Origin of the sequence: Microbacterium sp. Mcb102, from assembly GCF_024519805.1 — a bacterium.
Lineage (GTDB): Bacteria > Actinomycetota > Actinomycetes > Actinomycetales > Microbacteriaceae > Microbacterium.
Genome location: NZ_JALJRG010000003.1, coordinates 360466 through 380546 on the forward strand (window position 1 = coordinate 360466; position 20081 = coordinate 380546).

The 20081-nt window shown below is 69.2% G+C and carries 19 protein-coding genes; 10 read left to right on the top strand and 9 right to left on the bottom strand.

Annotated features, from left to right (window positions below; all coding sequences use genetic code 11):
* The first annotated feature begins 10 nt into the window (after window positions 1–10).
* The gene (locus OC372_RS10620) at window positions 11–1546 is read left to right on the top strand and encodes an alpha-N-arabinofuranosidase (protein WP_262001950.1); all 1536 of its coding nucleotides are present in this window, start codon (window positions 11–13) and stop codon (window positions 1544–1546) included.
* Window positions 1547–1626: 80 nt separating this feature from the next.
* Here OC372_RS10620 and OC372_RS10625 read toward each other — a convergent pair whose 3' ends face one another.
* Complete coding sequence (locus OC372_RS10625; protein ID WP_105711681.1) at window positions 1627–2631, bottom strand: serine hydrolase domain-containing protein; 1005 nt, start codon at window positions 2629–2631, stop codon at window positions 1627–1629.
* Window positions 2632–2677: 46 nt separating this feature from the next.
* Entirely contained in the window at window positions 2678–3682 is a 1005-nt protein-coding gene (locus OC372_RS10630; RefSeq protein WP_105711682.1) for a LacI family DNA-binding transcriptional regulator, read from the bottom strand.
* Between the two features lie 164 nt (window positions 3683–3846).
* Between OC372_RS10630 and OC372_RS10635 the strand changes: the two genes are divergently transcribed.
* From OC372_RS10635 to OC372_RS10650, 4 genes are all read left to right on the top strand, one after another.
* Window positions 3847–5142: an extracellular solute-binding protein gene (locus OC372_RS10635; RefSeq protein WP_262001952.1), complete on the top strand. Its 1296-nt coding sequence runs from the start codon at window positions 3847–3849 to the stop codon at window positions 5140–5142.
* Window positions 5123–6061 (top strand): carbohydrate ABC transporter permease, encoded by a 939-nt coding sequence (locus OC372_RS10640; RefSeq protein ID WP_051662406.1) that lies wholly within the window; start codon window positions 5123–5125, stop codon window positions 6059–6061. Before OC372_RS10635 ends, OC372_RS10640 begins: the two co-directional genes overlap by 20 nt.
* Window positions 6058–6948: a carbohydrate ABC transporter permease gene (locus OC372_RS10645; RefSeq protein ID WP_262001954.1), complete on the top strand. Its 891-nt coding sequence runs from the start codon at window positions 6058–6060 to the stop codon at window positions 6946–6948. Before OC372_RS10640 ends, OC372_RS10645 begins: the two co-directional genes overlap by 4 nt.
* Window positions 6949–7043: 95 nt before the next feature.
* Complete coding sequence (locus OC372_RS10650) at window positions 7044–9296, top strand: beta-glucosidase family protein (protein ID WP_262002104.1); 2253 nt, start codon at window positions 7044–7046, stop codon at window positions 9294–9296.
* A gap of 6 nt (window positions 9297–9302) precedes the next feature.
* On the opposite strand, the gene OC372_RS10655 is transcribed toward OC372_RS10650, so the two are convergent.
* From OC372_RS10655 to OC372_RS10665, 3 genes are all read right to left on the bottom strand, one after another.
* Window positions 9303–9929, bottom strand: coding sequence for a DUF1684 domain-containing protein (locus OC372_RS10655; RefSeq protein WP_262001956.1), 627 nt, complete (start codon window positions 9927–9929; stop codon window positions 9303–9305).
* A 9-nt stretch (window positions 9930–9938) separates the two neighbouring features.
* Window positions 9939–10781 carry a sugar nucleotide-binding protein gene (locus OC372_RS10660; protein ID WP_262001958.1) on the bottom strand — a complete coding sequence of 281 codons (843 nt, stop codon included), beginning with the start codon at window positions 10779–10781 and terminating at the stop codon, window positions 9939–9941.
* An 86-nt stretch (window positions 10782–10867) separates the two neighbouring features.
* Window positions 10868–11518, bottom strand: a complete 651-nt coding sequence (locus tag OC372_RS10665; protein WP_105711686.1) for an MIP/aquaporin family protein — start codon at window positions 11516–11518, stop codon at window positions 10868–10870.
* A gap of 262 nt (window positions 11519–11780) precedes the next feature.
* Here OC372_RS10665 and OC372_RS10670 point away from each other — a divergent pair, with 262 nt between their 5' ends.
* The gene (locus tag OC372_RS10670) at window positions 11781–13172 is read left to right on the top strand and encodes an APC family permease (protein ID WP_262001960.1); all 1392 of its coding nucleotides are present in this window, start codon (window positions 11781–11783) and stop codon (window positions 13170–13172) included.
* Window positions 13159–13365 (top strand): multidrug transporter, encoded by a 207-nt coding sequence (locus OC372_RS10675; protein ID WP_105711687.1) that lies wholly within the window; start codon window positions 13159–13161, stop codon window positions 13363–13365. Before OC372_RS10670 ends, OC372_RS10675 begins: the two co-directional genes overlap by 14 nt.
* 8 nt (window positions 13366–13373) lie before the next feature.
* Here OC372_RS10675 and OC372_RS10680 read toward each other — a convergent pair whose 3' ends face one another.
* From OC372_RS10680 to OC372_RS10690, 3 genes are all read right to left on the bottom strand, one after another.
* On the bottom strand, window positions 13374–13952 hold the full coding sequence (locus OC372_RS10680) for an isochorismatase family protein (protein ID WP_262001963.1): 579 nt from the start codon (window positions 13950–13952) through the stop codon (window positions 13374–13376).
* 74 nt (window positions 13953–14026) lie between these two features.
* A complete protein-coding gene (corA, locus tag OC372_RS10685; protein WP_262001964.1) occupies window positions 14027–15043 on the bottom strand; it encodes a magnesium/cobalt transporter CorA in 1017 nt (338 codons plus the stop codon).
* A 38-nt stretch (window positions 15044–15081) separates the two neighbouring features.
* Window positions 15082–16359 carry a serine hydrolase domain-containing protein gene (locus tag OC372_RS10690; protein ID WP_262001965.1) on the bottom strand — a complete coding sequence of 426 codons (1278 nt, stop codon included), beginning with the start codon at window positions 16357–16359 and terminating at the stop codon, window positions 15082–15084.
* A gap of 96 nt (window positions 16360–16455) precedes the next feature.
* Between OC372_RS10690 and OC372_RS10695 the strand changes: the two genes are divergently transcribed.
* Complete coding sequence (locus OC372_RS10695) at window positions 16456–16767, top strand: DUF2470 domain-containing protein (RefSeq protein WP_262001966.1); 312 nt, start codon at window positions 16456–16458, stop codon at window positions 16765–16767.
* Between the two features lie 81 nt (window positions 16768–16848).
* The gene (locus tag OC372_RS10700) at window positions 16849–17496 is read left to right on the top strand and encodes a heme oxygenase (biliverdin-producing) (protein ID WP_029264391.1); all 648 of its coding nucleotides are present in this window, start codon (window positions 16849–16851) and stop codon (window positions 17494–17496) included.
* 10 nt (window positions 17497–17506) lie between these two features.
* Here the strand turns inward: OC372_RS10700 and OC372_RS10705 are convergent, their stop codons facing one another.
* Window positions 17507–18892 carry an ATP-dependent RecD-like DNA helicase gene (locus tag OC372_RS10705; protein WP_181156341.1) on the bottom strand — a complete coding sequence of 462 codons (1386 nt, stop codon included), beginning with the start codon at window positions 18890–18892 and terminating at the stop codon, window positions 17507–17509.
* Window positions 18893–19006: 114 nt separating this feature from the next.
* Here OC372_RS10705 and OC372_RS10710 point away from each other — a divergent pair, with 114 nt between their 5' ends.
* On the top strand, window positions 19007–20077 hold the full coding sequence (locus OC372_RS10710) for a hypothetical protein (protein ID WP_262001967.1): 1071 nt from the start codon (window positions 19007–19009) through the stop codon (window positions 20075–20077).
* The last annotated feature ends 4 nt before the right edge of the window (window positions 20078–20081 follow it).

Sequence of the window (20081 nt, forward strand, 5' to 3'; positions counted from 1 at the left end):
AAGGAGAGCAATGTCTCAGGCCCGCATCACCATCGACCGCGACTTCACGATCGCCGACGTCCCCCGGAGGCTCTTCGGGTCGTTCGTCGAGCACATGGGTCGCTGCGTCTACACCGGCATCTACGAGCCGGGCCACCCGGAGGCCGACGAGCGCGGCTTCCGGCAGGACGTGCTGGCCCTGGTGAAGGAGATGGGACCGACCGTGGTCCGATACCCGGGAGGCAACTTCGTCTCCGGCTACCGCTGGGAAGACGGCGTCGGCGCGGTCGAGGACCGCCCGGTGCGCATCGACGGCGCCTGGCACACGATCGAGACGAACGCGTTCGGCCTGCACGAGTTCATGGACTGGGCGAAGGAGGCGGACGTCGAGGTGATGGAGGCCGTCAACCTCGGCACCCGCGGCGTCGAGGAGGCGCGGGCACTCGTCGAGTACGCGAACCACCCCGGCGGCACGTACTGGTCGGACCTGCGCCGCAAGAACGGTGCGGAGCAGCCCTTCGACATCAAGCTGTGGTGCCTGGGCAACGAGCTCGACGGCCCCTGGCAGATCGGCGGCAAGACCGCGACCGAGTACGGGCGGCTCGCCCAGGAGTCCGCCAAGGCGATGCGCCTGGTCGACCCCTCGATCGAGCTCGTCGCGGTCGGCTCGTCGGGGCGGACGATGCCGACGTTCGGCACCTGGGAGCACACGGTGCTCACCCACGCCTACGACGAGGTCGACTTCATCTCGATGCACGCGTACTACCAGGAGCACGACGGCGACGCCGAGTCGTTCCTCGCCGAGTCCGTCGACATGGACGCGTTCATCGAGGGTGTCATCGCCACGATCGACGCGGTCAAGGCGTCCGGCAAGCACACGAAGCAGATCGACATCTCGTTCGACGAGTGGAACGTGTGGGACCAGGTGAAGTACAACGACATCGAGGCGAAGGAGATCGAGAAGGCCGGGTGGCGCCAGCATCCGCGACTCATCGAAGACACCTACTCGGTGACGGATGCCGTCGTGGTCGGCACCCTGCTCAACAGCCTGCTGCGGCACGGTGACCGCGTGAAGATCGCCAACCAGGCGCAGCTCGTGAACGTGATCGCCCCGATCCGCTCGGAGGAGAACGGTCCGGCCTGGCGGCAGACGAGCTTCTGGCCGTTCGAGCGGATGGCGCGGCTGGCGAAGGGCCGCATCCTGCGCCTCGCGGTGTCGGCTCCGCAGATCGAGACGAAGCGCTACGGCGGGGTCGACGCTGTCGACGCGGCGGCGACCTGGGACGAGGCGACCGGTCGGGTGGCCGTGTTCGTCGCGAACCGCTCCCTCGACGAGTCGAGCGATCTGACGATCGACCTGCACGGGCTCGGCGACCTGCGCGTCGTGAACGCCGAGACCCTGACGATCCCGGAGGGTGGCGATCGCCACACTTCGAACCTCGAGACCGCCCCCGACAGCGTGCACATGGTGCCGCTCGGGGCTGCCGAGGTCGTCGACGGCGCCGTTCGTGCGACACTGCCGCCGCTGTCGTGGTCGGTGATCGAGCTCGACGTCGCTCGGGCCTGAGACGTCCGGCGGGCTCGGCGACCTCGCGGTCGCCGAGCCCGCCGGGACGCACGCGATCACGGCGCTCAGGGCAACCACTCTCAGGGCCAGTCGACGGCCTCCAGGACCGGCCAGGCGCCGTCCGAGGCGTTCGCGATGACGGTCCCCGTCACGCTCGATTCGGGGTCGTGCCAGGTGCGCGCCGAGACTCCGGCGTCGTACCCCTCGAGGATCACGGTGCCCGATTCCCATCCGCGCCAGAAGCCCCGCGCGTAGCGCATGTTCTCGTCCTCGACCTCGTTCAGCGGTTCGGTGAGCACGGCCAGCATCTGCGCGCTCACGATCCGGTGATCGAACAGCGCCGTCCAGAACGCGTGCAGATCGGCGGCCGTCGTGGCCGCGCCGCCGTCTCCGCTCCCGCGCACCGGCAGGTGGAGCACGTTCGTGCGGTCGTCGGTGTCGCCCAGGTACCCGAGAGCGAGATCCCCCGGCATGTCGTCGGTGCGGGGATATCCGCTCGACGCCATCCCGGCGGGAGCGAAGACGCGCTCCTGGACGAGCTCGTGGAACGGCGTCTTCGACGCGCGCTCCGCCACCAGCGCCAGCAGCACGAAACCGCTGTTGCAGTAGGCGAATCGCGAGCCCGGCGCGCTCACCTGCGGCCGGCCGTCGAGCACCGGCACGAACGCCTCGGTGTTGTCGAGCTCATGCAGGGGGCGGTCGATCACGTAGTCGGTGATCGAACCGCTCGACTCGTCGATGTAGTCGCCGATGCCCGACGTGTGGGACAGCAGGTGCTCGACCGTGACGGCGTCGTCGACGAGCGGGAGATCGTCGCCGAGGAAGGGCCTCACCAGGTCGTCGAGCGCGAGCGTCCCGTCATCGACGAGCGCTCCGATCGTGACCGCGGTGAAACCCTTCGCGATGCTGGCGACGCCGCACCGGCTCTCCGCCGCCATCGGCAGGCCGTGGGCGCGGTCCGCGAGCCCGTACCCGCGGGCGAACGGTTCTTCGCCGGGACGGTCGACGCGGATCACCCCGCTGAATCCATTGGCTTCGGCGGCCTCGTGCAGGGCCAGTGCGACAGCTGTTCTCGCAGTGGTCATGTGTCCGTACCCCTTCTCGTACTCGTCTTCGCTGACGGGTCTTCTCTTACTCGTTTCCGATCGCGGCGGTGGTCGCCCGCACGACCAGTCTGGTGGGCAGCGTGACGTGCATCTCCTCGACGGGCTGCCCGGCGAGGAGGGCGAAGACCATCTCGGCCGCCACCGACCCCAGGCGTCGCATCGGCTGCTGGATCGTGGTGAGAGGCAGGGCGCGGCGGGAGGCCTCCGGCACGTCGTCGAACCCCACCACCGAGAGGTCTTCCGGCACCCGGAGCCCGAGCTCGTGCGCGACCTCGATCACGGCGATGGCCGAGAGGTCGTTCGCGGCGAACACGGCCGTGGGCCGCGAAGGCCCGGCTAGCAGGATCCGCGCCGAATCCCGCGTGGCCTCGAGCTCGTAGCGACCGGAGCGGATCAGATCGGGATCGACCGGGATGCCGGCGTCGCTCAGCGCGCGTCGATACCCGGCATCGCGCAGACCCGCGGATCGCAGATCGGGGCGCCCGCCCAGGAAGCTGATGCGGCGGTGCCCGAGGTCGAGCAGGTGCCGGGTCGCCGTCAGCGCGCCGCCGAAGCTGTCCGACTCGACGGTCGGCAGGTCGGCGCGGCCGGTGTGCGGGTCGATCGCGACGACGGGGATCTCGGTCGACGCTCCGACGACCGTGGGGGTGACCATGATCGCGGCGTCGATGAGGGTGCCGGAGAGCCGGCTGAGTGACCGCCGCTCCCACCCTTCGCCCTGCCCGTGCCGCGAACCGCTGTACGCCAGCAGGTCGAAGGCGGTGTCGTGCACGGCCGCGCCGACGCCCTTGAGGATCTCGGCGCTGAACGGCTCGAAGTCGGCCAGGAGCACCCCGATCACGCCCGTGCGTCTAGCCCGCATGCTGCTCGCCACCAGGCTCGATTCGTAGCCCAGTTCCTGCACCACATCGAGCACGCGCCGGACCGTCGCATCCGCTATCCCGTAGCGTCCGTTCACCGCCTTCGACACGGTCGACACCGAGACGCCGGCGGCCTTCGCGACGTCGTGGATCGTGGTTCTCCCGCTCATGGTCGCCCAGCGTATCCGGGGAAGCCGCCCGGATGGAAACTGTTTTCGAAAACGTTTGACGGTCCTCACGAACGACAGCAGACTGCAACGCGACGCGGTCACACCCCCTGATGCCGCGGCGCCTGCAGAGACGCGGCGCAACTCTCGATGAGGAGAACCATCACATGAACAGCACACGGCGTTCCTTGATCTCCGCGGCCGCGATAGCCGCCGTCGGAACTCTCGCACTCAGCGGGTGCACGGCCAGCACCCCCGACGGCGGAGGTGGTGGCGACGCCGCCATGACGCTCTGGCACAACTCCACCACCGGACCCGGCGTCGAGTTCTGGGAGCAGACCGTCGCCGACTTCGAGAAGGAGAACCCCGGGGTCACGATCGAGATCCAGTCGATCCAGAACGAAGACCTCGACGGCAAGCTCCAGACCGCGCTCAACTCCGGCGATGCTCCCGACATCTTCCTGCAGCGCGGCGGCGGCAAGATGGCGGCGATGGTCAAGGCCGGCCAGCTCAAGGACCTGACCGACTCGATCACCGGTGGTGCTGCGGAGGAGATCTCCGACGCCGCCTACTCGGCCAGCAGCCTGGACGACAAGATCTACGCGATGCCGGTGGCCGTGCTCCCCGGCGGACTCTTCTACAGCCAGGACCTGTTCGACGAGGCCGGCATCACCGAGAACCCCACCACGATGGACGAGCTCGAGGCCGCGACCGAGAAGCTCAAGGCCGCCGGCATCGACCCGGTCGCCCTCGGCGCGAAGGACGCCTGGCCCGCCGCCCACTGGTACTACTGGCTGGCGCTGCGCGAGTGCAGTGCCGAGACGCTCGCGAAGGCCGCCGACGAGATGAACTTCGACGACGACTGCTGGGTGCGTGCGGGCGAAGACCTTCAGGCGTTCGCGGCCACCGAGCCGTTCAACTCCGGCTTCCTCACCACCACCGCCCAGCAGGGCGCGGGCAGCTCGGCCGGTCTCATCGCCAACCACCAGGCCGGCATGGAGCTCATGGGCGCGTGGAACCCCGGCGTCATCGGATCGCTCACGCCCGACCAGAAGCCGCTGCCCGACCTGTCGTGGTTCCCGTTCCCCGAGGTCGAGGGCGGCGACGGTGAGGCAGGCTCGATGATGGGCGGCGTCGACGGATACTCGTGCTCGGTGGATGCGCCCGACGCCTGCGTCGACTTCCTCAACTACCTCGGCACGTCCGACGTGCAGACCGCCTACTACAAGGCGTTCAACGCCCCGCCGGTCAACACCGTGGCGCAGGAGGCCGTGACCGAGCAGTACCTCAAGGACATCCTCGCGGCCTACAACGCGGCGCCGTACGCGACGCAGTGGCTCGACACGGTCTACGGACAGAACGTGGGCAACGCGCTCAACGTCGCCGTGGTCAACATGCTCGCCGGTCAAGGAACCCCGGAGGACATCGTCAAGGCCGTCCAGGATGCCGCAGCCAAGGCATAAGGCGGCCGCCCGGCTGGAAGTGATCCTTCTGGCCGGGCCCGCCCTCCTGGTCTTCCTCGCCTTCGTCATCTTCCCGGTGCTGATGGCGGGCTACTACGGCTTCTTCAGCTGGCAGGGCTACGGCCCGCCCACCGACTTCGTCGGGCTGAAGAACTATCTGACGATCCTGCAGGATCCGCTGTTCCACGATGCGCTGGCCCACAACGGGTTCATCCTCGTGTTCTCGCTCATCCTGCAGGGACCGGCGGCGATCCTCCTCGCGCTCCTGCTCAACCGGCGGATGCGCGGCCAGTCGCTGATCCGCGTGCTGATCTTCATCCCCTACGTGATCTCCGAGGTCGTGGTGGGCACGGGCTGGAGCCTGATGCTGCAGACCAGCGGCGCGTTCAACGACCTGCTGGAGAAGATGGGCCTCGGGTTCCTCGCGAACGACTGGCTCTCGAACCCGGACATCGCGATCTGGACGCTGATGGTGATCATCACCTGGAAGTACGTCGGGTTCGCGGTGATCCTGTTCCTCGCGGGGCTGCAGGGCATTCCGGAGGAGCTGCACGAGGCGGCCTCGATCGACGGCGCCTCCTACTGGCAGATCCAGTGGCGCATCACGCTGCCGCTGCTCGCGCCGACCCTGCGCATCTGGGCGTTCCTGTCGATCATCGGCTCGCTGCAGCTGTTCGACCTGGTCTACATCATCTGGGGGCAGTACATCGCCTCCACCGCCGGCACCTCGACCATGGCGACCTACATGGTCTCCGAGGGGCGCAACGCCGGCAACTTCGGGTACGGCAACGCGGTCGCGGTCGTCCTGTTCCTGATCTCGCTCGTCGTCGCACTGATCTACCAGCGCGCGGTGCTGCGTCGCGACACGGACGGCGCCCTCACCGGCGCCCCTGCACGGAAGAAGAGGACGACGCGATGACCGCCACCTCGGTACTCGTCACCCAGCGACCCGGACGCGCCGGGCACCCCGAACGCACTCCGCGTCCGCGGCCGCCCTGGGCCAACCCGACCGTCTACTTCGTCGCGCTGATCGTCGTCGGGCTCATGCTCGCCCCGATCGCGTACATCATCATCGGCGGATTCCGCACGAACGCGCAGATCACGACCGACCCGTCGGGGATGCCGCAGCCGTGGGTGTTCTCCAACTACTTCGACGTCATCACCGGTGGCGTGTTCTGGCGGCAGGTGCTCAACTCCACCATCGTCGCCCTCGCCACCACGATCGGCGTCGTCGCGCTGGGGCTGATGGCCGCGTACGTGCTCGCCCGCTACCGGTTCGCCGGCCGCGGAGTGCTCTACGCGTTCTTCGCCGCAGGGCTCATGTTCCCGCTGACGGTCGCGATCACCCCGCTATACATCGTGGTGCGCAGCCTCGGGCTGATGAACTCGCTCGGCGGGGTCATCCTGCCGCAGATCGCCTTCGCCCTGCCGACGACGATCATCATCCTGGTCCCGTTCCTGCGCGCGATCCCCGACGAGATCCAGGAGGCGGCATTCATCGACGGATGCAGCCGGATCGGGTTCTTCTGGCGCATGGTGCTGCCCCTCTCGATCCCCGGTGTGATCACCACCGGCATCCTCGCGTTCATCGGCAGCTGGAACGGATACCTCCTCCCGCTGTTCGTGCTCAACGATGCGGCGGCTTTCACCCTCCCGCTGGGCGTGCAGTCGTTCGCGTCGCAGTACTCGGTCGACACCGCGAAGGTCCTCGCCTTCACCTCGCTGTCGATGATCCCCGCCCTGATCTTCTTCAGCCTCTTCGAGCGCCGCATCGTCGGCGGACTGACCGGCGCGGTCAAGGGCTGACGATGTCGACGCAGACCCCACAGAAAGAGACGCACGTGCTCGCTCCCACATCCCGCCCCCGATTCTCCCCGCGCGTCGAGGGCCTCCTCGAGCAGATGACGCTCGAGGAGAAGCAGGCGCAGCTCGTCGGCTTCTGGGTGGATCAGGGAGACGAACTCGTCGCCCCGATGGCCGGCGAGAAGAAGACCTCGACCCGGTACGAGGATGCGACGGCGCACGGCATCGGCCACCTGACCCGCGTGTACGGCACGCGCCCGGTCGACCCGATCGAGCGCGCGCAGTGGCTGTGGGGCGAGCAGGCACGGCTGCAGCGCGAGACCCGGCTGGGCATCCCGGCCCTGGTACACGAGGAGTGCCTGACCGGCCTGGCCGCCTGGCAGGCGGCGACCTTCCCGACCCCGCTGGCGTGGGGCGCATCCTTCGATCCCGAGCTGGTCGAGGAGGTGGGGCGGGCGATCGGGTCGTCGATGCGGACACTCGGCATCCATCAGGGACTCGCTCCCGTGCTCGACGTCGTCCGCGATCCGCGGTGGGGGCGCGTCGACGAGTGCATCGCCGAGGACCCGCTGCTCGTGGGAACCGTCGGCACCGCCTACGTCCGCGGCCTGCAGTCGGAGGGCGTGCACGCCACCCTCAAGCACTTCGTCGGATACTCGGCGTCCACCGCGGGCCGCAATCACGCGCCGGTGCACGCCGGGCGGCGCGAGATCGAGGACGTGCTGCTCCCGCCGTTCGCGATGGCGGTTCGCGAAGGCGGGGTGCGCAGCGTCATGAACTCGTACACCGACATCGACGGGGTGCCGGTGGCCGCCGATCCGTACTACCTCGACGAGGTGCTGCGCGGACGCTGGGGGTTCGACGGGGTGGTCGTGTCGGACTACTTCGCCGTGGACTTCCTGCAGAGCATGCATCACGTCGCGGCCGACTCGGCACAGGCCGCCGCGCTGGCGATCACCGCGGGGATCGACGTGGAGCTGCCCTCCCCCGACGCGTACACGACCCTCGCCACGCAGGTGCGCGACGGGTCGCTGGAGCAGAGCATCCTGGACCGGGCGGTCGGACGCGTCCTGACGCAGAAGGAGGAGCTGGGACTGCTGGATGCCGACTTCACGGTCGCGCCCGCCGCGATCGACCTGGATTCCCCCGAGCACCGCGCACTCGCCCGCCGACTCGCGGAGGAGTCGATCGTGCTGCTGAGCAACGACGGCGTACTGCCGCTGGATGCCTCCGGTGCGCCACGGATCGCGGTCATCGGACCGAACGCCGACAGCGCGGAGGCTCTCATGGGCTGCTATTCGTTCGTGAACCACGTGCTCGCGCACCACCCCGAGGTGCCCGCCGGCATCGCCCTGCCGAGCGTGCTCGACGGACTCCGTGCCGAGCTCCCCGCAGCCACCATCACCCATGTCGTCGGCGGCGAGGTCGAGGGCGAGGACCGCAGTGGATTCCCGGCCGCGGTCACCGCCGCTGGCGAAGCCGACGTGGCGATCGTCGTGGTCGGCGACCGGGCCGGACTCTTCGGACGCGGCACGGTCGGCGAAGGCAACGACGTCGACTCGCTGGAACTCCCCGGCGTGCAGCGCGCCCTGGTCGAGGCCGTCGTCGCGACCGGCACCCCGGTGGTCGTCGTCGCGCTCACCGGTCGCCCGTATGCCCTGGACTGGGCACTGCCGCATCGGGAGTCGGGCGCCGGACTGACCGCCGGCCTGGGGTCGGTGAACTCGCCTGCTCCGTCCGGCACTGCCGCCACCAAAAAGCGCTCGCTCCCGGCTGCGGTGCTGCAGGCGTTCTTCCCCGGCGAAGAGGGCGGACCGGCCGTCGCGGCCGTGCTGAGCGGAGCGGTCTCCCCCTCGGGACGGCTCCCGGTGTCGCTGCCGCGGTCGGCGGGCGTGCAGCCGTACTCGTACCTGCATCCCGCGCTCGGTGGACGCACGGATGTGTCGAGCGTCGATCCGTCCCCGGCGCGGCCGTTCGGGTTCGGACTCGGCTACACGACCTTCGTCCACGAGCAGCTGACGGCCGACACGACGGTCCGCGCGGGCGCGGAGTTCCGAGTGTCTGTGCTCGTCCGTAACTCCGGCTCCCGCGCGGGCACCGACGTCGTGCAGCTGTATGCGCACGACGAGGTCGCGAGCGTGGCCCGCCCGGTCGCGCAGCTGATCGGGTTCCAGCGGGTCTCGCTGGAAGCGGGCGCGGAGCAGCGCGTGGAATTCACGGTTCCCACGGGGCGCCTCGCGTTCACGGGCGTCGACGGAATCCGGAGGGTGGAACCGGGGCGGATCCGGCTGTGGGTCGGGGGCGCCTGTGACGACGAGGAGACTTCGACCGCGATCGAGATCGTCGGCTGAGAGCTCTCAGTACATCTCTCCGACGGGAACTGGAACGGCGAGCACGTTGCCCGGCTGCGCGAGCGGGCACGCCCACGCCGGGTCGTAGGCGCAGGACGGGTTGTAGGCGAAGTTGAAGTCGAGCACGATCGTGCCGCCTGCGGCATCCGATCCCAGGTCGGCGCCCTTGATGGTGTCGATCAGGTAGCGACCGCCGCCGTACGTTCCACCCTCGCGTCCGGCGAGCGCGTCGCGCACCGGGATGAACAGACCGCCGCCGTAGGTGGTGAGTCGCCAGACGTCGAGCGATCCGGCATCGGGGATCTCGACCCGGCCGATGCGCTCGAACGGCACGACGCCGTCGGTTCCGGTCGCGAAGTCGAAACCGCCGGGGTCGGCGGGCAGGATCGGCAGCTCGAAGCGCCAGTCGGGATCGTACGAGGCGAGGGGCAGACCCTCGAACAGCGGCCGGTCCTCCGGCAGCAGCGGCGTCGCGGGGTGATGGAGCATCAGCTCGTCGCGCTCCATCCGCCACAGCTCGTGGGCGTCTTCGGGCGAGTCGGCGAGACGCACGGCGTCGTACAGGGCGAAGACCCGTCGGCGCCAGTCGGCGACCTCGAGGGCGGTGCGGGCGCTCGTGCTGGTGCTCGTCATGCGTCCAGGCTACGGGCCGAGCAGCGGGTGCGAGGCGGATCCGGCGATCATCTCGGCGTACCCCTCTTCGTAGGTGGGGTAGTCGAGACGCCCGAGCAGCGAGTGGAGCAGCGACCCGTCGTACACGAACCCGCGCGGGCCGTCGGATGCCTCGTCGGGTGGAACAGCGACGCCCAGCTCCCCGGCGAGGAAGCGGACGACGTCGCCGAGAGGTGCCGGTCGTTCGTCGACCGCGTGCACCAGCCGCGGCGGGTCGTCGGTACGCAGCAGCAGGTCGAGCGTGCGCACGAGGTCGGTCTCGTGGATGCGGTTCGTGAGCCGGGAGTGGTCGACCGCCGCGCCCTCGCGGACCTTGCGCAGCAGGAACTCGCGACCGGGACCGTAGATCCCCGCCGGTCGCACGACCACGGCGTCGAACAGTTCGGCCGCCGCCCGCTCGCCGTCACGGAGCCCCCGCGAGCGCTCGGTCTCGGCCGCGGGCTCGTCCTGCTCGGTGAGAGGACGGTCGGCCGTGAAGGCACTCCCTTCGAAGACACCGGTGGACGACACGAACACGGTGCGGGCGGGCAGCGCCGGCAGGGCATCCCGAAGGTGTCCGAGTGCCGTGCGATAGGAGTGTTCCGCGGCGCCCGGCGGCAGTGTGATCACGACCGCATCGACCGCGGGCAGCGGGGCCGTGAGCGGCTGCGAGAGATCAGCGCGGATGCCGACCACGCCGGCGGGCAGCTCCCCGTCACTCCGCCGCAGAGCGAAGACCTCACCGCCGTCGTTGAGAAGCCGTGGCGCCAGGCGCGCGCCGAGCTTGCCGAATCCGACCAGGAGTGTGCGCCGCGGCGCCGGGGTGATGTCCATCGGTTCCAGGCTCCCACAGGTCCCACACACGTAAGAAGCGCCGCACCCTCCGAAGAGGATGCGGCGCTTCGACCGAGCAACGGGAGTTACTCCGCGACGGCGATCTTCTTGGCGTCGTCCGTGTTGAGCACGCGGAACAGGATCGCGGCGATCACGGCCCCCACGACCGGGGCGGCGATGTAGAGCCACAGCGAGCTCCACGCGAAGTGACCGCTGACCGAGAGGCCGAGCGCGACGGCCGGGTTGAAACCGCCGCCCGAGATCGAGCCGACCGTGGCCGCACCGACGAACACGGTCGCACCGATCGCGAGACCGTAGAACGAGTTGCCCGCGGTGTCCTTCGACGTGGCCGTGTTGAGCACGACCCACACGAGGATCAGCGTGAACAGCGCCTCGACGAGGAACGCCGGGCCGACCTCGATGACCATGGCCTCTTCACCGGCCGGCCAGACCGACATGCTGACGAGTGCGGCCACCGCGCCACCGACGAACTGTGCGATGAGGTAGGCGATGAAGTCGGCGACGCTGAGGCCGCCGCGCAGGAACACACCGACCGAGACGGCCGGGTTGAGGTGGGCGCCCGAGATGTGACCCGTGGAGAACACGAGCACCATCAGGGTGAAGCCGATCGCGAGTGGCGTCAGCGGACTGTCGCTGTTCACCGCCGCGATGATCGCGAGAACGAAGAGGAAGGTGGCGACCGCTTCTGCGAGCGCCTTGCGTGCCGTACCGGTCATGAGAGAGCCCTTTGCTTGGGAATTCAGGAGAGGGGAAGTCACCCGTTTGCCCGCGCACCCTGGCCGACGCACCCCTCGTGCGGCACCGACGCTATCGCTGCGCGCACCGGAATATCGGGAAGCCGCGCGGTATTGCTGTGAATTCCCTGAACTCAGGTGCGTGCCCCGATCGCGGCGACATCCACAGCGTCCGGATGCCGGAATCACGCCGGTGATGTCAACCCCGTGGCCCGCGCTCCCCCCTTCCCCGTAGCGTGCGAGGATGACCACCGAGACTGCCTCCGGCGCCGAGGCCCCCACGCGGCTGAGACGAGCGATCACCGGCCCGCTGCTGTTCGCCTTCATCCTCGGAGATGTGCTCGGTGCGGGCATCTACGCGCTGATGGGCGTGCTCTCCGAGAAGGTGGGCGGCATGCTGTGGGCGCCGCTGCTCCTGGCGCTGCTGCTCGCCATGCTCACCGCCGGCTCCTACGCCGAACTGGTCACCAAGTACCCACGCGCGGGCGGGGCCGCGGTCTTCGCCGAGCGCGCGTTCCACAGCCCGCTCGTCTCGTTCCTCGTGGGCTTCAGCATGCTCGCGGCGGGTGTGACCAGCGCGGCGGGGCTCGCCATCGCGTTCGCGGGTGATTACCTGGGCACCTTCCTCGACCTACCGACCATCCCGGTCGCCATCGCCTTCCTCGCCCTGGTCGGACTGCTGAACGCCCGCGGCATCCGCGAGTCCCTGGGGGCCAACCTCGTGATGACGGCGATCGAGCTCAGTGGACTCGTGATCGTCATCGCCGTGGTCGCGATCTTCCTCGGCGGCGGAGGCGGCGACGTGTCGCGCGTGACCCAGGCGCCCGAGGGCACGAGCGTCGCCATGGCTGTGCTCTCGGGAGCCGTCATCGCGTACTACTCGTTCGTCGGCTTCGAGACCTCCGCCAACATGATCGAGGAGGTGAAGGATCCGCGGCGCACCTACCCGCGTGCCCTGTTCGGAGCACTCATCACCGCCGGCGCGGTCTACGTCCTCGTCGGCCTCGCGAGCTCGATCGCCCTCCCGCCCGCCGAGCTGCAGGAGTCCAGCGGCCCGCTGCTCGCGGTGGTCGAGGCCACCGGCGTCAGCATCCCCTCCTGGCTGTTCAGCCTCATCGCCCTCGTCGCCGTCGCGAACGGCGCCCTGCTGACCATGATCATGGTCAGCCGCCTGACCTACGGCATGGCCGAGCAGGGCCTGCTGCCGCCGGTGCTCGGCCGCGTGCTGCCGAAGCGGAAGACGCCGTGGGTCGCGATCCTCACCACCACGCTCGTCGCGATGGGGCTGACCCTCGTCGGCGATCTGGCGACGCTCGCCGAGACCGTGGTCCTGCTGCTCTTGGTCGTCTTCCTCAGCGTGAACATCTCGGTGCTGGTCCTCCGGCGCGATCACGTCGAGCACGATCACTTCCGGGTCTGGACGTTCGTCCCCGTGCTCGGCATCGCCTCGTGCATCCTGCTGCTCACCCAGCAGCGCCCGGTCGTCTGGCTCTTCGGCGCGATCCTGCTCGTCGTCGGCGGCGTCCTGTACCTGCTGGCCCGTTGGAACCGGAAGCGCACCGGCGGCGCACCGCTCGGGACCGGCCCGAAACCTGACACCGCAACCGACCCGAAGGAGAACCATGAGCACGCCTGAGAACAACGCCGATGAGATGACGAGCGCCGAGAAGCGACACGATCAGCTCACCGCCGCGCCGGACGCCACCGAGGCCGATGCCGCCCCGCGCATCGAGGTCAGCGAGCACGACGGCAACACCCGGATCGACATCGCCCCCGACGCTCCGGTGCGTCCGGGCCCTGGTCCGGGGGTCGAGGCCGACGAGGACTGAGCCGCGGTTCAGACCCCGGCGGTCGCGCCGATCCGCTCCTGTGTGCTCGTGACGGTCGCGAACCCGCGGGCCGAGAGGATGCTCTCGGTGCGGCGCATGAGGTCCTCCCCCGACACGGCGGCGAGCGCACCGTGCGCCGGGATGGCGGAGGTGGTCGTCGCATCCGTCACGAACTCGACCTCGAAGCCCAGGTCGGCGGCGATACGGGTGGTCGTCTCGCAGCACTGCTCCGTGCGGATGCCGCAGACCACCACGCGGCCGATGCCGGCGCGCCGCAGTCTCTCCTCGAGATCGGTGGAGCCGAACGCGTTGACGGTCGTCTTGGTGACGGCGTCCTCGGACTCCCGAGGCTCGAGCTCCTCGATCACCCGCACGAACCCGTTGGCGGGATCGAACACGCCCCCGGTGCCCGGTTCGGAGTGGGTGACCCACACGACCGGGTCGCCGACTTCGCGGGCGTGCGCGACGAGGAGTGCGATGTTGTCGAGCGCTGCCGGGTTCGCGGTCGCCGCCCAGTCGTCGGCGCGCTGGCGGAACGACTCCTGCGCATCGATGACCAGCAGGGCGGTGTCGGGAGAAGTCGTCATGGACTCATCGTGATCGCCGCCGAGGCGCCGGGCAAGATCCGATCCGGCCAACGACCGCACGGTTCCGGACAGCGTCAGAGCCAGCCCTTGCGCTTGAACACCGCGTACAGGGCGAAGCCCAGCACGACCATCATGCCGATGGCCATCGGATAGCCGAGCAGCCAGTGCAGCTCGGGCATGTGATCGAAGTTCATGCCGTAGATCGTGCCGACCAGCGTCGGCGCGAAGAGGATCGCCGCCCAGCCCGAGATCTTCTTGACCTCGTCGTTCTGACGGATGCTGAGCTCCGTCATCCGCCGCATCTCCTCGTTCTGCCGACGGGCCACGATCGTCGACTCGACGGTGAGGGCGTTGTCGAGCACGGTGCGGAAGGTCGTCGCACGGTCGCTCACCCGGAGCGTGTGATCGAGCACGTCGCGCAGGTAGCTGCGCAGTTCCTCCCCCACGAGGTACTTGTCCGAGCCGCGCAGCAGCGCCTCGAGCATCCCGGAGAGCGGCTGCGTCGCGCGCTGGAAATCGATGACCTCCCTGCCGAGCTCGTAGATGCGCTGCGTGGCATCCACGTCTGCCTCGAAGAGCTGGCTCTCGATCTCGTCGATGTCGTTCTCGAGCCCTGCGAGGACCGGCGCGTACTCGTCGACCACCTCGTCGAGGATGGCGTACAGCACGGCTTCGGGACCATGGGCGAGCAGCGCCGGGTCGTTCTCCAGCCGGTGCCGCACGCGTCCGAGGTCCGGAGATTCGGCATGCCGAATCGTCACGACGAAATCAGGGCCGACCAGCACATGCACCTCGCCGAACTCGACCTCCTCGGCCTCGTCGAGGTAGCGAGCCGGGCGCAGCACCATGAACAGCACATCGCCGTACTGCTCCAGCTTGGCGCGCTGGTGTCCCGACAGCGCGTCCTCGACGACGAGGGCGTGGATACCGAATTCGTCGGCGACTTCGCGGATCTCTTCCTCGCTGGGCCGGTACAGCCCGATCCAGCTCATCCCGCCGCGTTCCCGCATGCGCTCGAACGTCTCGCTCAGGCTCTGTGGATTCTCGGTGCGCACACCGTCCACGTAGATCGCGTTGTCGATGATCGCCATCGTCGCCCTTCCCTTCCGCACCGAGGTCGGGCCGGTGATCACTCCGCAGGCGGCGGCACGCAGGCGAGCGCGGACTTCGAGATCGACTCGTGGTAGGTCTCCGCCGTGAAGGGAAGCCCGAACTCCGGCGCTGTCTGACCGGAGGCCGGTGCGGCCTTCGACGCGATCGCCGCGAGCTCCCAGGACAGCTGCTGGGCGAACCGCGAGCCTCCGGTCGAGTCGTTCAGCACGACCGCGACGGTGAAGCCGGTTGCGGGATCCGAGTAGGCCGAAGTCGCATAGCCGGGAACCCAGCCGTGCTGGCCGACCATCGACCCAGCGAGATAGGCGCCCCCGGCGGCCTGGTACCAGGAAGGGCCCTTCTCGCTGACCGGGAGTGGGGCTCCGAAGCGATCGGGCTTCTCCTTCGTGCGCAGCGCCTGCTGCGCCTCCGCCTGGACGTAGCGGCCGAGATCAGTGATGTTCGAGACCACGCCGGAGTCGGTGTAGCCGGAGCTCGCCGAGAGCGTGGTGATGTCGACCGGGGCGGCGCAGTTGAAGCCGCCCTCGACGGCCGACAGGTAGTGCCCGTTCATCGGGGTGTCGCCCGGCGCGGCCGGCGTCGAGCCGGGGAGCGAGGTGGCGGAGAGCTCGAGCGGCTCGGTGACGTACTCCGCGATCAGCTCGGATGCCGACATGCCCGTGGCGCGCTCGAGCGCGACGCCGAGCAGCAGGTACCCCGCATCGGAGTCGCGGAAGGCCGTCGCCGGTGCCAGCCGCTCGCGGCCCAGCCCGTAGCCCGCGAGCTCCAGCGGAGACCAGATCCGCTCCGGGGTGTTCATCAGCGCACCCTTGATCGTCGGCTCGGACGATCCGGCGCCGCTCGTGCCGTTGCACAGGTCGAGGAGCGTGACGTCCTTCATGTCGGCGACGCCCGAGACGTACTTGGGCACCTTGGCGTCGAGTTTGACGGTCCCCTCGTCGGCGAGGGCGTAGAGCACATCGCACGTCATGAGGCGGGTCACGTCCGCGACGCGGAACGTCATGTCGGTGGACAGTTCACCGCCGTCGCGGCCCTGTGTGCCCGATGCGGTGACCCAGCTGCCGCTCCACGGGACCCAGACGCCCACGATCGCCCCGGAGGCGCCGGACGCGGTCAGCGCGTTGTCGACCGCCGCCTGCATCGCGTCGACCGTCGCATCGGGCAGAGCGCCGTCGACCTGAGCCGGTGGTGTGTACGTGAAGGAGCCTTCGGAGGAGCATCCGGTGAGGACGAGAGCGAGCACGGCCGCACTGGCCGCTGCGGCGCGCCAACGGCGCGACGAGAGAAGCTGCATGTAGAACCCCCGAAGATGTGTCTCCCGAGTCTAGAACGCGGATCCTGAAAGACGGCATCGAGCCGGGCGATCGTGCGCGCGCGTAAGGTGAGAATCGTGCCCCACCTCTTCGATGCCGACGTGATCATCGCCGTTCTCCGCCACATGAACGGCGACCACACCGACGACAATCTGCTCATCGCCCGCGCCTTCGCCGAGACCGACGCCGAGATCACCGGATCCGTCATGACGGGCTTCGACGGCGATGGTGGAGTGTGGGAGATCACCGCCGGCGGCGCCGCGTCCGAGCTGCGCGTGCCGTGGCCCGGAGGACCGATCGCCGACCGCCCGTCTGTGCGTCGCGAGGTCGTGGCGCTCTACGACGAGGCCTGCGCCCGCCTCGGTGTCGAGCCTCGCCCGCACGCCTGATCGCCGCGGAGGCGGGTCTCCGGACGACTTCCCACAACTCCGGGCTTTCCTCTGAGGTAAGGCTCCCCTTACACTGAGGTCATGCCCGAGATCCTCTCCTTCTCCGCCGCCCTGCGCGAGCGCTCGTCCGGATCCCACTCCCGCAGCGAGACCGCCGGCTTCATGTCCGACCTCCTGAAGGGCGAGGGCTCCCGCGAGGACTACATCTCGCTCGTCGCTCAGCACTACTTCATCTACGAAGCACTCGAGAGCGCCGGCGACCGCATGCGCCAGGACCCGATCGCCTCGGTCTTCATCAGCGACAAGCTCACCCGCCTTCCCGCGCTCGAGGCCGACCTGGAGTTCCTCCTCGGGGCCGACTGGCGCGAGCAGATCGTGCCGCTGCCGACCACGCAGCGCTACGTCGACCGCATCCGTCAGGTCGGGGCGACCTGGGCCGGCGGCTTCGTGGCACATCACTACACGCGGTACCTCGGCGACCTCTCCGGCGGGATCTTCATCGGCCGCGTGATGGCCCGTCGCTTCGGCTTCGAGACCAACGGCATCGGCTTCTACCTGTTCGACGACATCGCCGACCCGTCGGCCTTCAAGGACGTGTACCGCGAGCAGCTGGATGCGGCACCGTGGGACGACGCCGAGCGCGAGCGGGTGATCGACGAGGTGCTCCTCGCCTACCGCTTCAACACCGAGCTCTTCGAAGACCTCGACCGGGCGCGCGCCGCGGCCTGAGGCGCCGGCGTCAGCTCTTCGGCAGCTCCGGTGTCGACGCCGCGAGCCAGGCGTCGCGCATGAACCGACGCACATCCTCGTCCACCCGGATGTCGCGGGGTCGCAGCGGGCGCGAGAGATAGAGCCCCTCGAGCGAGGTCAGCCGGCTCAGCGCCACGTACGTCTGCCCCGGCGCGAACGCCCCGGAGCCGAGGTCGATGATCGCGCGCTCGTAGGTCTTGCCCTGCGACTTGTGGATCGTGACCGCCCAGGCGAGCCGCAACGGGAACTGGGTGAACTCGGCCACCACGTCGCGCGACAGCTTCTTGGTGTTCTGGTCGTACGCGTAGCGGAACCGTTCCCAGACGGCAGGCTCTACGTCGACCTCCTCGCCGTCGATGTCCACGCGCACCGCGCTGCCGATGATGCGCACGACCGTCCCGATGGTGCCGTTGACCCAGCGGGGCGGCTCCCCGGACATCGCCGTGTCGTTGCGCAGGAACATCACCTGCGCGCCGACCTTGAGCTTCAGCTCGCTCTCGGCCGGCAGCGACGCCTCGCCGCGTCCGAAGTCGCCGCTGACCTCGGCGCGCGCGGTCTGCTCCTTGCCGGGCAGCGCAGCAAGATGCCTGCTGTTGATGCTGTTCACGATGTCGTTGCGCGTGGCGAGGGTGATCATCGGCACCTCGCCCGGCTCCGGATCCGGCGGCGTCCGCGCCCCCTGCGTATTCAGAACGCCGGCGATCTCGGCGGTCACCCGCCCGTAGCGCACGGCGTTCAGCATCGCCTTGAACCCGTCGTCGGACTGGCGGTGGATCTGCACCAGCTCGCGCACGTGCAGCTCGGCGCGGGTGTCGACCTCGAACAGGCCGCCCTGATCGGAGATCCCGGACCCGCCGGCCCACACCTTGGCGTCGAAGAACCAGAACGAGCGGTAGTGGTCCTGCACGTAGCGCGCCTCGTCACCACGAGGGGGGACGGGCGCCAGCTGGTACGGGTCGCCGAACATGACGACCTGCACGCCGCCGAACGGTTCGCCCCTGCGGCCTCTGGCCTGGCGCAGGGAGCGGTCGATCGCATCCATCAGGTCGGCGTTGACCATCGAGATCTCGTCGATCACGAGCGTCTCGATGGCGTTGAGGATGCGCCGCGTCGCATCGTTCTGATCGATGTCGGCATCACCGATCAGGCCGATCGGCAACCGGAAGAGCGAATGGATGGTCTGGCCCTCGACGTTGAGCGCCGCAACACCCGTCGGCGCGCAGATGGCGATCTGCTTCTTGGTGTTCCAGGCGAAGTGCTGCAACAGCGTCGACTTGCCGGTGCCGGCACGCCCGGTGATGAAGACGTGCTCGCCGGTGTCCTCGATGAGCCGGAACAGCTCTTGCTGCTCCTCGGACAGGGCGGGAAGGGACACGGCACTCACAGGGGAAGCAGACGGAAACGGGGCGCCACCCATGCTACGTCCCGGCATCCGCCCGGGGCCGCCGACGCTCGGCGTCCCCCCAGGACGCCCTCCTAGACTGACGCCATGGGACGGGCCTGCACGCGCGCGCCCCGGCGATCGCGCCTGGGCGTCGATCTGGCGATGCTGGCCGTCGTCGGGCTCATGCTGGTCGCCGCACTCGGTGCCGGCGGCGCGACTCTGTACCAGCAGTTCTACGGTCCGTCCGCCTTCGTGGTCCGCTATCTCGACCTGCTCTCCGCCGGTCGGGCCGCCGATGCGCTCCGCATTCCCGGCGTCGCGATCGACCGCGAGACCCTCGAGAAGGCGGGCATCGACCCGGCAGCCTCGGAGGCGATGCTCCGTCGGTCGGCACTCGCACCGCTGACCGATGTGAAGGTCGAGTCGGAGAAGCCCGCAGACGGCGGTACCGCGGTCACCGTGAGCTACCAGGCGAGCGGCCACTCCGGCACGAGCACGTTCCTGATCGAGCAGGACGGCTGGGCGGGCGTGACCCCCAACTGGCGCTTCACCACCAGCCCACTCGCCGTGATCGACCTCACCGTGCGGGGCGCCGACCAGTTCGCGGTGAACGGCTTCGAGGTCGACCGTCGCCAGGTGTCGGCCCTCGGGCCCGAGGCGGGCGCGCTCGATCCCCTGCCGCTTCTGGTGTTCACCCCCGGGCTCTACTCGGTCACGGTCGACACCCCGATCGCGACCGCATCCGGACACGGCGTGCTGGCCGACACGCCCCTGGCCGTCACGCCGCTCGACGTGCAGACCGAACCGACCGAGGAGTTCGTCAAAGTCGTGCAGCAGCAGGTCGAGCAGTTCCTCACCGAGTGCACGACGCAGGAGGTGCTGCAGCCGACCGCCTGCCCGTTCGGACTGCGGGTCACGAACCGGATCACCGCCCCGCCGAAGTGGTCCATCGCGAGCCAGCCTCAGGTCACGGTGATCCCCGACGAGGGCCACTGGCAGATCCCGACCACCGAGGCCGTGGCGCACATCGACGTCGAGATCCAGTCGCTGTTCGACGGGTCGATCGCACCGCTCTCCGAAGACGTGCCGTTCCAGCTCAACGGCACGATCGTGATCCTGCCGAACGGCTCGGCGTCGATCCGGGTCGGTTCTCCCGAAGACACCGCCGCCGACTGAGGCT

What these genes read in the sequence shown, in the direction of transcription:
- OC372_RS10655 (WP_262001956.1), bottom strand. Translation starts at nt 9,929, where the DNA reads ATGACGAGCACCAGCACGAGCGCCCGCACCGCCCTCGAGGTCGCCGAC.
- OC372_RS10630 (WP_105711682.1), bottom strand. Translation starts at nt 3,682, where the DNA reads ATGAGCGGGAGAACCACGATCCACGACGTCGCGAAGGCCGCCGGCGTC.
- OC372_RS10625 (WP_105711681.1), bottom strand. Translation starts at nt 2,631, where the DNA reads ATGACCACTGCGAGAACAGCTGTCGCACTGGCCCTGCACGAGGCCGCC.
- OC372_RS10620 (WP_262001950.1), top strand. Translation starts at nt 11, where the DNA reads ATGTCTCAGGCCCGCATCACCATCGACCGCGACTTCACGATCGCCGAC.
- OC372_RS10675 (WP_105711687.1), top strand. Translation starts at nt 13,159, where the DNA reads ATGAGCACGCCTGAGAACAACGCCGATGAGATGACGAGCGCCGAGAAG.
- corA (WP_262001964.1), bottom strand. Translation starts at nt 15,043, where the DNA reads ATGGCGATCATCGACAACGCGATCTACGTGGACGGTGTGCGCACCGAG.
- OC372_RS10640 (WP_051662406.1), top strand. Translation starts at nt 5,123, where the DNA reads ATGCCGCAGCCAAGGCATAAGGCGGCCGCCCGGCTGGAAGTGATCCTT.
- OC372_RS10710 (WP_262001967.1), top strand. Translation starts at nt 19,007, where the DNA reads ATGGGACGGGCCTGCACGCGCGCGCCCCGGCGATCGCGCCTGGGCGTC.
- OC372_RS10635 (WP_262001952.1), top strand. Translation starts at nt 3,847, where the DNA reads ATGAACAGCACACGGCGTTCCTTGATCTCCGCGGCCGCGATAGCCGCC.
- OC372_RS10665 (WP_105711686.1), bottom strand. Translation starts at nt 11,518, where the DNA reads ATGACCGGTACGGCACGCAAGGCGCTCGCAGAAGCGGTCGCCACCTTC.
- OC372_RS10700 (WP_029264391.1), top strand. Translation starts at nt 16,849, where the DNA reads ATGCCCGAGATCCTCTCCTTCTCCGCCGCCCTGCGCGAGCGCTCGTCC.
- OC372_RS10650 (WP_262002104.1), top strand. Translation starts at nt 7,044, where the DNA reads ATGACGCTCGAGGAGAAGCAGGCGCAGCTCGTCGGCTTCTGGGTGGAT.
- OC372_RS10660 (WP_262001958.1), bottom strand. Translation starts at nt 10,781, where the DNA reads ATGGACATCACCCCGGCGCCGCGGCGCACACTCCTGGTCGGATTCGGC.
- OC372_RS10690 (WP_262001965.1), bottom strand. Translation starts at nt 16,359, where the DNA reads ATGCAGCTTCTCTCGTCGCGCCGTTGGCGCGCCGCAGCGGCCAGTGCG.
- OC372_RS10670 (WP_262001960.1), top strand. Translation starts at nt 11,781, where the DNA reads ATGACCACCGAGACTGCCTCCGGCGCCGAGGCCCCCACGCGGCTGAGA.
- OC372_RS10645 (WP_262001954.1), top strand. Translation starts at nt 6,058, where the DNA reads ATGACCGCCACCTCGGTACTCGTCACCCAGCGACCCGGACGCGCCGGG.
- OC372_RS10680 (WP_262001963.1), bottom strand. Translation starts at nt 13,952, where the DNA reads ATGACGACTTCTCCCGACACCGCCCTGCTGGTCATCGATGCGCAGGAG.